The sequence below is a fragment of the Schleiferilactobacillus harbinensis genome, assembly GCF_008694105.1.
Classification (GTDB): Bacteria; Bacillota; Bacilli; order Lactobacillales; family Lactobacillaceae; genus Schleiferilactobacillus; species Schleiferilactobacillus harbinensis.
Genome location: NZ_CP041364.1, coordinates 1,215,805 through 1,231,929, shown reverse-complemented (window position 1 = coordinate 1,231,929; position 16,125 = coordinate 1,215,805). Strand labels below are relative to the sequence as shown.

Here is a 16,125-nt window from a genome sequence, read left to right as displayed (position 1 = left end):
GCCGTGGCAGGACGCCTTATTACAGGATCAAATTAAAGAGCCAACGCACCCATCGGATCCCACGGTGCGAGAACCTTAGGCTGGTCAAACTCGGACTCGAAGGCTTGCTTCAGGTCAGCTGGCAGGAACTTCTTGTTGATGACAACTTGGTAAACGAATTGATCAAACCACTTGTCGCTCATCACGAAGTAGCCCTTTGTCCCAACCTTGTCGCCCCAAGAGTTTTCAACCTTCCACTTGGTCGGCTTGCCGTCCACCAGATCAACCCCGGTGAGGACCATGGCGTGGGTCATCAAGGACTCGCCGTAATCCAGGCGTTCCGCCTTGGTCATGGTCAGATCAACGTCGAAGAGGTCATCGACATGATAGAAGTCGGTGTCCATGATCCCCTTTTGCCGTTCAGAACTCTTGCCGACATCAGAACCGAACCAGACGGTCTCGCCGGCTTGCAATTGCTTGACGGCTAATTGCTTGAAGGTGTCGATGTCCAAGTTCAAGTGGCGTACTTGCCGGCCGCCCACGACGTTGCCCAGGAACTCAACGGTGTAGACGTGCTTGTACGGCTTATCGTCCGTCGGGGAGTTGATGATCGAAATGTAATCCGGCGTATTCCAACCGACATATTTGCGGAAGAAAGTTTGCGGGGTCAAATCGCGATCCCGGGTATAGTCCCCATCGTCGTTCTTGTATTCCCAGTCAAACTTTGTCGGCGGGTTGCCCAGGCTATAGACCAGAATGCGGTAAACTTCGGATAACATCTTGTCCTTAGCTTCACCGATCTGGGTATCATCGGCACCTTCCTTAACCAGCGTGCGCAGTTTAACAGCATCAGCCCGCAGCTTCAGGTTCAAGGTAGCGTTCAGCTCGTTAGACTTGGAGGAGTTGTATGTTTCAGGCATAACGCTTTGAGGTACGACGCCGTACTTCTCGATCAAGGCCATCAGCATATCCCATTGGCCGCCATCTTGTTGCGGCGTCGCCAACAGGAAGTCAACTTTCCGATCGCCCAAGGGCAGACCAGCGGTGTCAATAATGTTTTCGTAGAACCAGTTAGACTTTTCGAACTTATCCCAGAAGTTAGTGTAGTTTTGGGATAATTCGAAGCCCTTCAGTTTGTATTGGGCTTGAATCGGGTGACGCATCGTGTTCAAAGCCGCGAACATCCAGCAGCGGCCGGATTGTTTCTGGTTGGCAACAGAGCCGGTGTCGATTTCAACGGAGAAAACCGGATCCATTGCGACCTGGCTGGCCATATTTTCACTGGACGCCAGGATGCCGTTCTTCATAACGGTGTTTTGCAAAGCACTGGATTTCGGTGTCTTTGCGGTCGTTTCTTTGTACCCAGCGATGTCCTGGGCAGTAATTTCTTTTGCCAAAAAGGTGACCTCCTATAAACAAATATCGAATGTTCGCTGATGGGTTTCTCAGTTAATGAAGAAACCCGTCACGCTTGTTTCCATCTTACCCTGAAAGACAGGGCAGTACAACGGGTTAATCTAAGGCATCCCAGGCGGGTAATACATGCGCCTCGCCGTGCCACGCTTCGGTCTCGGCGGCGGTCATATATTTAGTGGGAATAACTGCCTCGTAGACGTAAGCATCGAACCAAGCGTCATCCATGGTAAAATAGCCTTTGTGACCGTTCTTATCGCCCCATGAATTTTCCACTTTCCACTTAGTCGGCTGACCACCAACGAGGTCAACGCCGGTCAGGGTCATGGCATGGGACACCATGCCTTGACCGGTATCCAGCCGCAGCGCCTTATCCCGGTTGACCTGAATGCCGAACAAGTTGTCCGTATCATACAGGTTGCCGTAAAGGGTGCCGGCGACGCGATCCATGTTCTCTGTCACGTCGCAGCCGAACCAAATTGGGGTATTGTCCTGGAGCAGCTGGACGCAGAGGGCCTTCAAGCGGTCTGGTGCCACGTTCAACAGGCGCATCGGCGTCCCACCGACTACGTTGCCCTGGGTATCCACGGTATACAACGTGTTGTAGCTTTTGTCGCTTTGGGGATCGCTGGCAAAGCAGACGTAATCGCCCAAATCCTGCTTGAATTCGTTTTTTAAGAATTCTTGCGGTGTGGTATGAATCGTGTGAAATTCCTGCTTGTCGTCCCGATATTGATATGTGAACTCTTTCGGCGGTTCACCGAAGGCGTAAGCGGTGATCCGGTAAACCTCAGCAAGAAATTCCTGCTTTTTGGCGTCCACGGCCGCAGCCTCAGCGTTCTCATGAATCATTTGGCGCAGGGCAATCGCGTCTTTACGCAGTTTGGTGTTCAAGACATTGGAATACTGTGTCGTTGCTTCGGAGCTGGTCGTTTCCGGCATGACGCTCTTGGGTACGACCCCGTATTTCTGGGTCAAAGCCACGGCATAAGACCATTGACCGCCATCATCGTCTGGTGCGGCCAAAAGCTTAGCGACTTTTCGGTCAGTCTTCGGCAGATCCGCGCTGGCAATGATTTGCTCATAGAACCAGTTGGCCTTTTCTAATCGATCGTAGAATGAGTCATAGTTCTGGGACAGTTCAAAGTCCTTGACCTGATGGGTCTTGGCGAACTCGTGGCGCAGCATGTTCAAAGCGGCGAATAGCCAGCAGCGGCCGGAATGATTCTGGTTGCTGACGGCACCGGTATCCACTTCGACGGAAAAGGTGGGATCCAGGGCCGATGTACTGGTATGATTATAGCTGGCAGCATAGATGCCATTTTTCTGCACCGCGCCGGCTAGGACGGCCGCCGCGGGCTGTGCCTGAGTTTCTTGGGCATAAGCAGCAATTTGCGCGGCGGTAATTACTTTCGACATTTAATCAGCTCCTCACACTAATAGAATTAGCTTAGTACAAACGAACAGGCGATGCAAGATACCGCCGGCAGAAAGAAGGATGAGCGTGGCAACTTTAGGGGATGTAGCCGCAAAAGCTCACGTGTCAAAAATGACCGTGTCCCGAGTGATCAATCACCCGGAAAAGGTAACCAAAGAGTTGCGGGATCTGGTTTACGCAGCGATGAGCGAATTGAATTATCAACCGAACTTCGCGGCTAAGGCGCTGGCCAATAATCGGACCCAGATCGTGAAACTCTTTATCTTAGAAAGAATGGACACCGTGGAACCGTACTATATGAATTTACTGGCGGGTTTAGCGGATGCTTTAGATGAAAAAAATTACGCGCTGCAATTGGTGACAACAAATAGTTTGGATGTCGGCAACTGTGACGGTTACGTTGTCACCGGCATGCGCAACAAGGATTACGGCTGGTTGGAAACTGTGGAGAAGCCCATCGTGCTATATGGGGAAAATCAAATGGGCTTCGATTATGTGGACACCGACAACATCTTGGGGACGCGCACCAGTACGAATTATGCATTTGCCTGCGGTTACACCACTGTGGTTTTCGTGGGCATCAATTTGCCTGATTCATTCGCCGAGTCTCGAGAAAAAGGGTATACCCTGGCGATGGCGGCCCATCATGCGCCGCCGAAAGTTTTTCGGATGGACAACCGCTCGCATATTTCAGACCAGGTGATCACTAAACACTTTGCCGAGTTTCCTCAAAACACTTGCTTTGTCTGCGCTTCTGATCGGTTGGCGATTGGTGTGGAGCGGGCTGTCCAGCGCCAGGGCGGGCAGATTCCGGACGATTATGGGGTGATCGGTTTTGATGGCGTCTTTTTAGACCGCATCGGCTCACCGCAGCTCACCACGATTCGCCAACCAGTTCAAAAGATGGGGTACGAAACCGGCCGGATGGTGCTCCATAAAATAGAAGAAAGCGGTGCCCCCCAGGGCCATGAGGTATTTGTCCCAACCTTAGTGCCCCGGGGTACGACTCGGCCGCCCCAGGAAGGGCAGCCGAAGTAGGCCGCAGCAGATTGAGACTTGGAGAAAGCGCCAAGTCTTTTTTTGTACCGTTGTCTTGTGTTACCGATAACATGTCCAGATACAATTGCCTTTGCATACGCTTTCGCTTAAGGTGAATGCAGTGAGTTGAGAGAGGAGCAAAAAGCTAATGGCAGCATGGTACGATAACGCGATCGTCTATCAAGTGTATCCAAAGAGTTTCAAGGACAGCAACGGCGATGGGATTGGTGATTTAGCGGGGATCACTCAGAAACTAGATTATTTCACCCAACTGGGTGTCAATACGCTTTGGTTGAATCCAATTTTTCAATCCCCCCAAGTCGATAACGGCTACGATGTGTCTGATTTTTATGCCATTGATCCGCAACTGGGGACGCTGGCGGATTTCAAAGCCTTGGTTGCCGCCGCCCACGCCCGCGGGTTGCGGATCGTGCTGGACATGGTCTTGAACCATACATCTGACCAGCACCCTTGGTTTCAAGGCGCATTGCAAGGTCCGGACAACCCCTATTACGATTACTACATCTGGGCGGATGGGCATGACGGTCAGAAACCCAACAATTGGGGTTCCTTTTTTGGCGGCAGTGTCTGGACACAGCACCCCACTGTCGCTGATCGCTATTATTTCCACTTATTTGAACGGCGGATGCCGGATCTGAATTGGCGCAATCCCCAGGTGCGGGCGGAAATGATCAAAGTAGCCAAATATTGGGCTGATCTGGGTATCGACGGCTTGCGCCTGGACGCTTTTATCCATTTGGCCAAAGCCGATCTGCATCAGAATTATCCCACTGACGGAGCGGCACCAGTGGTGGCAGAAGGCATGTTTGCCAATTTGCCGGCGGTGCAGCCCTACTTAGGGGAATTTGTTGCTGGGGTCAAAGCCGACCATCCCGACCTCTTCATTCTGGGGGAGGCAGCCAGCGCTACGGTGAATCTGGCGGCAGATTATACTCGGCCGAATGCCAACATGGCGGATGCGGTGATCTCGTTCCGCTATTTCCCCACGAAACCGCGATCGAAAAGGGATAAAGTGCCCATGGATTATCAGCCCCAGAGCTTAGATTGGCTGAGTTTTAAGCAAGTGATGACTGATTGGCAGCAAACCTTGCTGCCGCCGCGGCGCCTAACACTGTATTGGGGCAACCACGACATGGCCCGGCTGGCAACCCGGGTGGGCAGCCATCGCTATCCCCAGCGGTCGGCCAAATCGCTGGCCACCTTGATGTACTTACAGCGCGGGCTGCCAGTGCTGTATTACGGCGATGAACTGGGGTTGAGCAACGGCACGCTGGCCAGCTTGGCCGCGTTCGGCGACCCCACGGTGACGGCGTTTGCCGATGCGGCCAAGGCGGCGGGCTGGTCAGCGGAACGGATTTTAGAAAACGTGAATGCCACGCACAAATTGACGGCACGGGCCCCTTTGCCCTGGTCCGATGGGGTAGGGCACGGCTTTTCTACCGTTGCTCCGTGGCTGGCAGTGAATCAAAACGGTACGCCAGTCAGTCAGCAGATGGCGGATCCGGACAGCGTCTGGCATCACTATCAGCAGCTCTTTGCCTTGAAGCAGCAACCGCTGTTCACCAGCGGCGCTTGGCAATTGCAGAACTGGGCGCCGTGGCTGTACGCCTATACCCGCACCCTGGCCAACGAGACGGCATTGGTGCTGGTCAACACCACGGATACCAAACATACGGTGACCCTGCCCAGTGCTTGGGCCGGTGAGCCCAAACAGCAATTGACTGTTGGGACCGTTCAGCAGGCGGCCGATCAGCTGACACTGAGTCCCTGGAGCAGCACAATTTTGACGATCAAGCAGAAGGAGAACTAACTAATTATGGAAAAAGCAGCAATTTATCATCGCCCCGAGAGCGAATACGCCAGCCTGTACACCCCTGACGAACTGCGGCTGCGGCTGCGCACCAAGCGCGGTGACATCGCAGCAGTCGATTGCATCTGGGGGGATTCCTATGACCAGGTAGAACGAGATGGTGACTATGCGTGGTCCTATGACCGCACCCCGATGCGCATCATTGCCCAAACGGACGTATACGATTATTGGGGCGTCACCGTCAGCATTGCCACTAAACGAGTGCAATACGGGTTTGAATTGACTGATACCGCGAAAGAGCCGACCACGATCGGTTACGGCGATCGGGGTTTCTTCCCCGCCACCCCGGTGGGCATCAAACATGCGGCGATGTTCCGCCTGCCGTATTTCCACGACATTGACCGGATCAAAGTGCCGGAATGGGTCACCCACACCGTGTGGTATCAGATCTTCCCGGAACGCTTTGCCAACGGCGATCCCGGCAATGATCCGGCGGGGACGCTGCCTTGGGCCAGCAAGGAGCACCCAGGCCGTACGGACTACTATGGCGGCGACTTGCAGGGCGTCATCGATCACCTGGATTACTTAAAAGACCTGGGTATCAACGGCATTTATTTCTGCCCGATCTTCCGGGCCCACTCGAACCATAAGTACGACACGATCGATTATTTAGAAATTGATCCGGACTTTGGCGATAAAAATTTGTTCCGCGAGCTGGTCGATGAAGCCCACAAGCGGGGAATCAAAGTTATGCTGGATGCGGTGTTTAACCATATTGGCGACCAGTCTTACCAGTGGCAGGATGTCCTGTCCAAGGGTAAAAAATCCCGCTTCGCCAATTGGTTCCACGTTCATTCCTTCCCGGCCCGCTATGAAGCGACCGGCGATTTTGAAGAAGCCAAGAACATTACCTATGATACATTTGCCAATACGCCCCACATGCCGAAGCTGAACACCGCCAACCCAGAAGTGCAGGAGTATCTGCTCACCGTGGCCAAGTACTGGATCGAAAACTTCGATATTGATGCTTGGCGGTTGGATGTGGCCAACGAAGTGGATCATCATTTCTGGCGGAAATTTGCCGAGGTCTGCCACGCTGCTAAGCCGGACTTCTACATTCTTGGGGAGGTCTGGCATTCATCCCAGCCGTGGCTCCAGGGCGATCAATTTTCTGCTGTCATGAATTACGCGTACACCGCCCTGATCGAAGACGGGGTGGTAAAAAAAGATATTACGCCGACGACGATGGCCGACCTGTTGAATCAGCAGCAGATGCTTTACGCTGATCAGACCAGTGAAGTGATGTTCAATGTCTTGGATTCCCACGACACACCGCGGCTGCTCACTGTCTGCAAGGATGATGCTGATTTGATGCGGCAAACCGAAGCGTTTACCTATTTGCAAAAGGGGTCGCCCTGTGTTTACTACGGCGATGAAGTTGGGATTGACGGGCATGATGATCCGGACTGCCGCAAGTGCATGGTCTGGGATCCCACGAAGCAGGATCAAGAGATGCTGCACTTTTTCCAAAAGCTGATTGCCCTGCGTCAGAAATACGCGGACGTGATCAGCAAGGGGGACACTGACTGGCGGACAGTAGACGATATCACCGGTTTAGTGCACCTGGTACGCAAATACCATGGCACCCATGTCCACGGAGTGTTTAATTTGGGCGAGAAACCGGTCGCATTGAGACACACGCATAAGGATGAAATTGCGCTGAAGCAAGGGCTGGCCGACAAGCAATTAACCCCCAACGGTTTCCTGATTTATGTGAAAAAATAAGTAACTAGGGAGTGTCTGAAAATCCCGAAATCCTGTATACTTCTTGTTAAAAACAAAACGGAGTGTGTAGGATGGTTATACCCAAACGTTATGAAGTAACCGACGAACAGTGGGAACGGATCGCTGATCTGTTTCCAAAGCGGTCAACGCGCGGCCGACCGCCTAAGGTCGACAATCGTACTGCTTTTAACGCCACATTATGGCTTATTCGCAGCGGTGCAGCTTGGCGGGATTTGCCCGAGCGTTACGGCCCCTGGAAGACAATCTACAGTCGGTTCCGGTTGTGGGTTGACGCGGGCGTGTTTGAGCAGATCTTCAAAGCTGTATCTGCCGATGCGGACATGGAAAACGTGAGCTTAGACTCAACCAGCATCCGCGTTCATCAGAAAGCCAGCGGTGCGAAAAAAACGCGGTAAATGCCGATGTGAATCAGTACATTGGCCGGAGTCGCGGCGGCTTGACCACTAAGATTCACGCCATCGTCGATGGCCTTGGCAATCCTCTGAGCTTCTGCCTGAGCGGCGGCGAGGTACACGATAGTACAGTGGCTGCACCGTTGCTCGGTACTATTCCATTGAAGAGCGTCAATGTCCTGGCGGACAAGCGTACGGGACGCAGGCGCTACGAGACTTCATCACGTCTCAGGAGGGATACTACACAATCCCACCCAAAAGCAATGCAGTGAACCCCTGGCCGTGCGACTTCTATCTTTACAAGGAGCGACATCTAATCGAAGGCTTCTTCAACCAGATGAAGGAGTTCAGGCGTATAGCCACACGCTATGATAAGCTCGCGCATGTCTTTCTGGGCGCGGTTTACGTTGCAGCAATATGGGTATGGCTTAAGTAATTTTCAGACACACCCTAATATGTTAGCACTCGATTCAACCTTGATTGGCTGAGTCGGGTGCTTTTGTGATATATCTGGCCCGTTACTGCCATGGCGCCGTTCACGGCGTCCTTGAAGTGGGCCATCTTGTTACCGGTATCATTGGTAAACCGCTTGCAAGTGACCCGGCTGCTTGTGATAATAGATTCGTAATCAAGAAATGATTCAGTGTTTCAGAACTTCTGTTTTGCTAACCGCAGTATTGACCCAGTAAATGAAACTGCTTTCCGTACTGCGGTCCGCAAAGCACAAGATATTTTGGGCGACCGGCATTAGCCGGTCCCACAGGAGGAATTATCATGAAGTTATGGAAGAAAGTTGCAGTCGTCGGTACGACATTACTGGCAACCGTTGCTCTGGCTGCGTGTTCCGGTGGTTCCAATTCATCCAATACAGCATCCAGCAAATCCAGTGCAGATACAGTGAAGGGCAGTGTCAGTCTTTGGGTTGATACCACTCAGGTACCTTTTTATAAGACAATCGTTAAGAATTTCAACAAGAAGTATCCTGATGTCAAAGTTAAATTGACCCAAAGCCCTAACGGCTCGGCCAATGCCAAGACCGATGTCGGCAAGGATCCGGCCAAGGCCGCTGATGTCTTCGAAGTACCGAATGATCAGTTGGGCCAGTTGGCTGAATCCGGCTACATCAATCCGCTGTCTCCCGATGCTGTGAAGACAGTCAAAGCCAACAACACCGAAGTTTCTGTCACTGGTGTTACTTGGAAAGATAAAATGTATGCCTTCCCGTTCGCTGAACAAGCGCAGACAATTTATTACAACAAGTCCAAGTTAACTGCTGAAGATGTAAAGTCTTGGGATACACTGACTTCTAAAGGTGTGTTAGCCACCGACTTCTCTAACTCGTACAACTTCTATCCAATCATGTTCTCTGCGGGTACTGAATTGTTCGGTAAGGACGGCGAAACCTTGAAGGGCACCACCGCTAATACTGAACAAGGGGTCAATGCTTTGAAGTGGCTGGCTGCTCAAAAGAATAACAAAGGCGTTATGCAGACGTCTAATGCGTTGAACCAGCTTAAGTCCGGTCATGCCCAGGCCATTCTCGATGGCCCGTGGGATGCGGCTAATCTGAAGAAGATCCTGGGTGACAACTTTGCTGTTGCTCCGTATCCGACGGTCAAGATTGGCGGGGAAGAGAAGCAGATGCAAGCATTCCTGGGTATTGAAGCCTTCGCAGTGAACTCTCACACGGATGCTAAGAACCAGAAGGCTGCCGCTGCTTTGGCTGAATTCATTACAAATAAGGAATCACAACTGATTGTCTATGAAGAATCCGGTCAGATTCCGACAGACAAAGCGACTCAGGCCAGTGAAAAAGTAGCTAGCGATCCAGTTGCTAAGGCGGTCATGGTTATGTCTAAGCCTGGTTACTCCACGTTAATGCCGAAAATGCCGCAAATGGCTACCTTCTGGGATGCCGCGACACCGCTGATCAATGGTGCATACAACGGCTCCCTCAAGGAAAGCCAATACACGGCCAAGCTTGATGCGTTTGTCACACGGATTTCTAAAGCCAACTAATTTCGTTCTGAAAAAGGGGTGGGCAAGTGCCTCACCCTTTTTGTTTAAGCGTTATAAAAAGCCGATTGGCCATGATGGACTAAGCGGTGAAAGAAGGGGAAGCCTATGTTTAAGCGTAAAGATAGAAAACCGCCGAAAGCGACTTACCGAGAGGTCTGGAGCAAAGGCGGCTGGGCATCGAAGCTCTCGTTTTTCCTCATGGGAATCAGCAGCTTCAAAAATGGTCAGTGGGTCCGCGGGATTGCCTACTTAGGCATTCAAATTGCATTCTTTGGTTGGTTGATTTCTCAAGGGATCTCCGCCCTCAGCATGCTGAGCAATCTTGGGGCGATCAAGACCAAGCAGGTCGTTTTCGACAAACAGGAAGGCGTTTATATTACTAAACTGCCGGACAATTCAGTTACAATTCTGCTTTTCGGCGTATTAGCTGTCTTGCTTTTGGTGGGAATTATCTTCCTGTATGTCACCAATTTACGGGCAACGAAGAAGCTGTACATCGATAACCGTGATGGTGAGCACATTGAAACGAACATGGAGCAGTTGAAGTCCTTGTTTGATTCACGTTTGCATATCACGTTAATGACGATTCCAATTATTGGAATCTTGGCCTTCACGGTCTTACCGACGTTGTACATGATCTCCATGGCCTTCACCAACTATGATTCGAAACACTCGATCGGATTTTCCTGGACTGGCTTTGCCGCATTCAAGAATGTGTTGAGCGGCGATTTGGCCGGCACTTTCTTCCCGGTCTTAGGCTGGACCTTGATTTGGGCGATCTGTGCCACCGCCACTACCTTCTTCTTTGGAGTGCTGCTGGCGATGCTGATCGAATCTAAGGGGATTAAATTCAAAGGCGTTTGGCGCACGATCTTCGTTATTGTGTATGCCGTGCCGCAATTTGTTTCTTTGCTGTTGATGGCCCAGTTCTTGGATCCTCAGGGCCCGTTGAACAACATTTTGCTGAATTGGGGCTTGATCGCTCATCCCATCAACTTTATCGGGGCATCGGCCAATCCGCTGGTCGCTCGAATTACCGTTATCGTGGTCAACATGTGGATTGGGATTCCTGTCTCGATGCTGGTTTCGACAGCTATTATTCAGAACTTGCCGCAGGATCAGATTGAAGCGGCGCGAATTGATGGGGCTAATGCGTTTCAGGTATTCCGCTCCATCACGTTCCCGCAAATTTTGTTCGTTATGGCGCCATCCTTGATCCAGCAGTTTATCGGCAATATCAACAACTTCAACGTCATCTATCTGTTGACGGGCGGGTATCCGATGAACAACAACTACGTCGGGGCCGGCGATACGGACTTGCTGGTGACCTGGTTATACAACCTGGTCTTCGGGCAAACCCAACGGTACAATGCATCAGCAGTTTTGGGCATTTTGATCTTCATCTTAAGTGCTGTCTTCTCGCTGATCGCTTACCGGCGGACGAATGCATTTAAGGAGGGCTGATCACTATGAAATCATATAAATTACAACGGCGCCTATCCTTGACGTTCCGGTATCTCCTGTTGGTCTTTTTAGCCATCATTTGGCTCGTACCGATCGTTTGGATCATTCTCGCCAGTTTCTCGTATAACGACACCGGCTTTGTGTCGACCTTCTGGCCGGAACAATTCACCATGCAGAACTACATCGGTATTTTGAACAGTCAGCAATTCCCGTTCCTGGATTGGATGCGCAACACGTTTATCGTGGCGGTAATCTCCATGGTGCTGTCCACATTCGTCACGATTTCTGTGGCTTATGCGCTGTCTCGTCTGCGCTTCCGGTTCCGTAAGCCATTCTTGCAGATTGCTCTGGTCCTCGGCATGTTCCCAGGCTTCATGTCCATGATTGCTCTGTACTATATCTTGAAGAGCTTCAATATGTTAAATCTGGGCGGTTTGGTCTTGGTCTATGTCGGCGGTGCCGGTCTTGGGTTCTATATCGCCAAGGGGTTCTTCGATACGATCCCCCGGTCCATGGATGAAGCAGCCATCATTGATGGTGCCACTCGCTGGCAGGTCTTTATCCATATTGGCTTACCGATGTCTCGGCCGATGATCGTTTACACGGCGTTGATGGCGTTTATCGGACCGTGGATCGATTTCATCTTCTCCGGTATCATCCTGTCATCTTCCGGGAATGCTCGGACATATACGATTGCCTATGGGCTGTACAACATGCTCCACAGTACCAAGGGATCATCGACCACGTACTTCACCCAGTTTATCGCCGGGTGTGTAATCATCGCGATCCCGATTACGATCCTCTTTGTCATCATGCAGAAGTTCTACGTCAATGGGATCACTGCAGGGGCGGACAAAGGCTAACGAATTACTGCTTCACATCCAGGCTGCCTTTTGGTAAGACAAAGGGTAAAGACTGGATTATGAGGAGGATGTTCCCACGGATTTGCGCAACAGATTTCCGTTCAATTATTGGCTGACAAGTGTTCGGCCCAAGCAGATGTTTATTCACCGTCATGATCTCGGCTGGTGGAAAATGATTCTCACCTGGATCATTTTACTGGCGCTGATGATCATCCCGGTGCCTGTCTATTACGGGCGGCAGACTCAGGTCAATATGGATATTTTGTTGCCGAAAACCACGGAAGCCGTCAAGAAGCAGGCTGTGGATCAGGCTTTGACGATTGCTTTTGCGAATAAAACGACGACTCGGCGCGTGCTTTATCAGGATAGTCAAGTTATCATTGGGCAAAACCTGAGCAAAGTCCAGGCAAAATCGCGACCGGTCAGTATTACGGTGCAGCCCAAGAGCTTTTCACTGCTGGAGGACAAAGCGGCCTTTCAGGTACCGCGGCGAGCCAGTATTCCGTTCCAGTCGGCGAAACAGTACTTTAATCGCCGCGGAGAATAAGAATTTGGTGACCATGTACTTTGTCACTTTGTTCGGGGGCATCGCCTTTGTCACGGCCTTGCTATTGTGGCTCGGCCTTGCCTTCTTCATCTGGCTCACCCGGTTCAACCGGTCGACCAGTATCCAAAAATACAAAGAGAGCTTAAATCTCGTTTTGAACGCCATGGGCGGCGGTGCCGTGTTGGCCTGCCTCGTGGGGTTTGTGCATTTTGAATTCGGTTCTTTACTGGTGATTTTGTCTTTCTGGACGGTCATCATGATCAGTATTATGTTTTGGCAAACCCGTCTGAATGACGGTTATGTTGCCACGGGAAGGATGCAAACGTATGACTAAACGATTATTCGACATCGATCCCTGGCTGATTCGTACCCACAAGTTAGCCACGGACGATATGCGGCTTCAGGAAAGCTTGACCGCCATCGGCAATGGCTACATGGGGTTACGCGGTAACTTCGAGGAGGGTTACTCCGGCGACAGCCTGCGGGGGACGTATTACGGTGGGGTCTGGTTCCCAGACAAGACCCGGGTCGGCTGGTGGAAAATTGGGTACCCTGAGTATTTCGGCAAGGCCATCAATGGTCCTGATTTCATCAGTATGCCGCTGACGATCAACAACGTGCCGATTGATCTGGCGCAGACACCTTGTCACGATTTTTACTTGAGCCTGGATATGCACAACGCGGTACTGCACCGTGAGTTCGTGGTGGATCTGCCGGACACTCAAGTCCAGTTGAGTTTTGACCGGTTCATGAGCAACGACGTGAAGCAGGCGGCCGTCATCCGCATGACGGCGACGACCCTTCAGGGCAATGCTGATATCCGCGTGGAATCGCAGTTGAACAGCAATGTCCACAATGAAGACAGTAATTATGAAGAGATGTTCTGGGAAGAGCTGGACCGCCATGCGGACAGCAACGGGACCAGCCATCTGATGGTGATCACCAAACCTAACCCATACGATGTACCCCGTTTCAGTCTGACGCTGAGTATGACCAATGTGCTGACCAGTCCGGCCTCAGCCACGCGCACAGCCGAGGACAGCAGTCTGCTCGTGCAGGAAGACTTGGCGTGGCATTTAGCCGAAGGGGAGAGCAGTACCCTGACAAAGTATGTCACCGTGGTGACTTCCCGGGATGTGCCCACCGACCGGCAAGTTGCCGCCGGTGAGGAACTGATGCAGCAAGTGGTTAAAAAAGGCTACGATGCGTTGCTGGATGCTCAAAATAAGATTTGGCAAGAGCGCTGGAACATGGCCGACGTGGTCATTGCCGGTGACGATGTCGCCCAGCAGGGGATTCGGTTCAACCTGGTTCAATTATTCATGACCTATTACGGCGATGATGCCCGGTTGAACATCGGACCCAAGGGCTTCACTGGTGAAAAGTACGGCGGTGCGACGTATTGGGACACGGAAGCGTATATCGTGCCGATGTATCTGTCGGTGACACCGCCTAAGGTCGTGCGTCAACTGCTGGAGTATCGGTACAATCAGCTTTCAGGCGCTTATCACAATGCCCAGCAGCAGGGGCTCAAGGGCGCGTTGTTCCCAATGGTTACTTTCAACGGTATCGAATCTCACAATGAGTGGGAAATCACCTTTGAAGAAATTCACCGTAACGGGGCCATTGCCCATGCCATTGCGCAATACACAGAGTACACCGGGGATCACAGTTATGTGGATGACCACGGCATTGAAGTGCTGGTTGGGATCGCCCGGTTCTGGGCGGATCGGGTGCATTTCTCCAAGCGTCAGGGCAAGTACATGATCCATGGCGTAACGGGACCAAATGAATACGAGAACAACGTCAATAACAATTGGTATACCAATACGATGGCCACCTGGACGCTGCGTTACACGCTGAAGATGCTGCCGGAGGCTAAGACATCTCAATTGGCCAAGCTGCAAGTGAGCGACGAAGAAAAGGCACATTGGCAGGATATCATCGACCGGATGTATTATCCGGAGGATGCGAAACTGGGGATCTTTGTCCAGAATGATACATTCCTGGATAAGGACGTCCGTCCAGCGAGCAGCATTCCAGCGGATCAGCGGCCGATCAATCAGCACTGGTCCTGGGACCGGATCCTGCGCAGTCCGTTCATTAAGCAGGCGGATGTGTTGCAGGGTATCTACTTCCTGAACGATGAATTTACGATGCAGCAAAAGGAGCGTAACTTTGATTTCTATGAGCCGCTGACGGTTCACGAATCTTCTCTGTCGCCGAGTATCCACGCTATTTTGGCCGCGGAACTGGGCAAGGAGGATAAGGCCGTGGAATTGTATCAGCGGACGGCCCGGCTGGATCTGGACAATTACAACAACGATACCGACGACGGTTTGCATATCACGTCCATGAGCGGCAGCTGGCTGGCTATTGTTCAAGGTTTCGCCGGTATGCGCCAACACGCGGACAAGCTGTCATTCAAGCCTTTCTTACCCAAAAATTGGGAGAAGTACGCCTTCGCCATCAATTATCGGGACCGGATCATTCGGGTCAGCGTGAATGCCGCTGGCTGCACGCTGCAATTGCTGAAGGGTGCGCCGCTGACGGTATGGTTGTATGACAAGCCCACCGAACTATCGGCCACAGTCCATGAGTGATGCGGTACAATAGATAGAAAGCAGTAGTAAGAAAGGGACGTGACTTGATGATTAAAGGGTTTGTATTTGATTTGGACGGCGTGATTACGGATACCGCGAAGTACCATTATGCGGCTTGGAAACAAGTGGCCCACGATGAACTGGGGATTGATATCAATCCCACAGTGAATGAAGGACTGAAGGGTGTTTCCCGGATGGATTCCTTGAACGTGATTCTGAAGTTCGGCGGCAAGGAAAATGCTTATACCGATACAGAGAAGCTGGAATATGCCACTGAGAAGAATGACTTATATAAGTCATTGATCAAACAGATGACGCCAGCAGATATTCTGCCGGGCATCAGCAACTTCTTAAAGGCAATCACCAAGGCGGGCTATCCGATGTCATTGGCGTCGGCGTCCCGGAATGCCCCGTATATCATTGATCGCTTGGGTTTGGCCGAATATTTTTCAGCCATTGTTGATCCGGCGACCCTGACCAAGGGCAAGCCGGATCCAGAGATCTTTGAAAAAGCGGCTGATTTGATCCATACCCCGTATGCCAATACGGTTGGCTTGGAAGATGCTGTCGCTGGGATCGAAGGTATTCAGGCCGCTGGTATGTTTGCCGTTGGTGTGGGCAAACCAGAGGTTCTGGGCAAAGCAGATTTGCTCTTCCCGGATACCGCCCACTTGGATTTGGCAAAGATTGAGGCCGCCTTTACGAGTCAGCGCGGCTGATTTGTAGAAACGT

The 16,125-nt window shown here is 51.6% G+C and carries 12 protein-coding genes and 1 pseudogene; 11 read left to right on the top strand and 2 right to left on the bottom strand.

The features are described from left to right. Positions 1 to 32 precede the first annotated feature (32 nt). Both FMM01_RS06340 and FMM01_RS06335 read right to left on the bottom strand, forming a co-directional pair. A complete protein-coding gene (locus FMM01_RS06340) occupies positions 33 to 1,376 on the bottom strand; it encodes a C1 family peptidase (protein ID WP_027828217.1) in 1,344 nt (447 codons plus the stop codon). A 115-nt stretch (positions 1,377 to 1,491) separates the two neighbouring features. Then, the gene (locus FMM01_RS06335) at positions 1,492 to 2,811 is read right to left on the bottom strand and encodes a C1 family peptidase (RefSeq protein WP_150391949.1); all 1,320 of its coding nucleotides are present in this window, start codon (positions 2,809 to 2,811) and stop codon (positions 1,492 to 1,494) included. Between the two features lie 85 nt (positions 2,812 to 2,896). On the opposite strand from FMM01_RS06335, the gene FMM01_RS06330 reads away from it, so the two are divergent. The 11 genes and pseudogenes from FMM01_RS06330 (at position 2,897) to pgmB (ending at position 16,112) form a co-directional block, all read left to right on the top strand. Further along, the gene (locus FMM01_RS06330; RefSeq protein WP_150391948.1) at positions 2,897 to 3,868 is read left to right on the top strand and encodes a LacI family DNA-binding transcriptional regulator; all 972 of its coding nucleotides are present in this window, start codon (positions 2,897 to 2,899) and stop codon (positions 3,866 to 3,868) included. A gap of 148 nt (positions 3,869 to 4,016) precedes the next feature. Next, on the top strand, positions 4,017 to 5,699 hold the full coding sequence (locus FMM01_RS06325) for a glycoside hydrolase family 13 protein (protein WP_146994085.1): 1,683 nt from the start codon (positions 4,017 to 4,019) through the stop codon (positions 5,697 to 5,699). A gap of 6 nt (positions 5,700 to 5,705) precedes the next feature. Beyond that, positions 5,706 to 7,484 carry a glycoside hydrolase family 13 protein gene (locus FMM01_RS06320; protein WP_150391947.1) on the top strand — a complete coding sequence of 593 codons (1,779 nt, stop codon included), beginning with the start codon at positions 5,706 to 5,708 and terminating at the stop codon, positions 7,482 to 7,484. Between the two features lie 71 nt (positions 7,485 to 7,555). Further along, positions 7,556 to 8,333, top strand: a pseudogene (locus tag FMM01_RS06315) (IS5 family transposase). Between the two features lie 338 nt (positions 8,334 to 8,671). Beyond that, positions 8,672 to 9,916 (top strand): extracellular solute-binding protein, encoded by a 1,245-nt coding sequence (locus FMM01_RS06310; RefSeq protein ID WP_150391946.1) that lies wholly within the window; start codon positions 8,672 to 8,674, stop codon positions 9,914 to 9,916. A 105-nt stretch (positions 9,917 to 10,021) separates the two neighbouring features. After that, positions 10,022 to 11,380, top strand: coding sequence for a carbohydrate ABC transporter permease (locus FMM01_RS06305; protein WP_146994088.1), 1,359 nt, complete (start codon positions 10,022 to 10,024; stop codon positions 11,378 to 11,380). A gap of 5 nt (positions 11,381 to 11,385) precedes the next feature. Then, a complete protein-coding gene (locus FMM01_RS06300; protein WP_027828210.1) occupies positions 11,386 to 12,243 on the top strand; it encodes a sugar ABC transporter permease in 858 nt (285 codons plus the stop codon). A gap of 82 nt (positions 12,244 to 12,325) precedes the next feature. Beyond that, positions 12,326 to 12,790 carry a hypothetical protein gene (locus FMM01_RS06295; RefSeq protein ID WP_150391945.1) on the top strand — a complete coding sequence of 155 codons (465 nt, stop codon included), beginning with the start codon at positions 12,326 to 12,328 and terminating at the stop codon, positions 12,788 to 12,790. Positions 12,791 to 12,803: 13 nt separating this feature from the next. After that, positions 12,804 to 13,124 carry a hypothetical protein gene (locus tag FMM01_RS06290; protein ID WP_150391944.1) on the top strand — a complete coding sequence of 107 codons (321 nt, stop codon included), beginning with the start codon at positions 12,804 to 12,806 and terminating at the stop codon, positions 13,122 to 13,124. Then, positions 13,117 to 15,393: a glycoside hydrolase family 65 protein gene (locus tag FMM01_RS06285; RefSeq protein WP_150391943.1), complete on the top strand. Its 2,277-nt coding sequence runs from the start codon at positions 13,117 to 13,119 to the stop codon at positions 15,391 to 15,393. The genes FMM01_RS06290 and FMM01_RS06285 overlap by 8 nt, the downstream gene beginning before the upstream one ends. A 47-nt stretch (positions 15,394 to 15,440) precedes the next feature. Continuing rightward, positions 15,441 to 16,112 carry a beta-phosphoglucomutase gene (gene pgmB, locus FMM01_RS06280; RefSeq protein ID WP_063515783.1) on the top strand — a complete coding sequence of 224 codons (672 nt, stop codon included), beginning with the start codon at positions 15,441 to 15,443 and terminating at the stop codon, positions 16,110 to 16,112. Positions 16,113 to 16,125 lie beyond the last annotated feature (13 nt).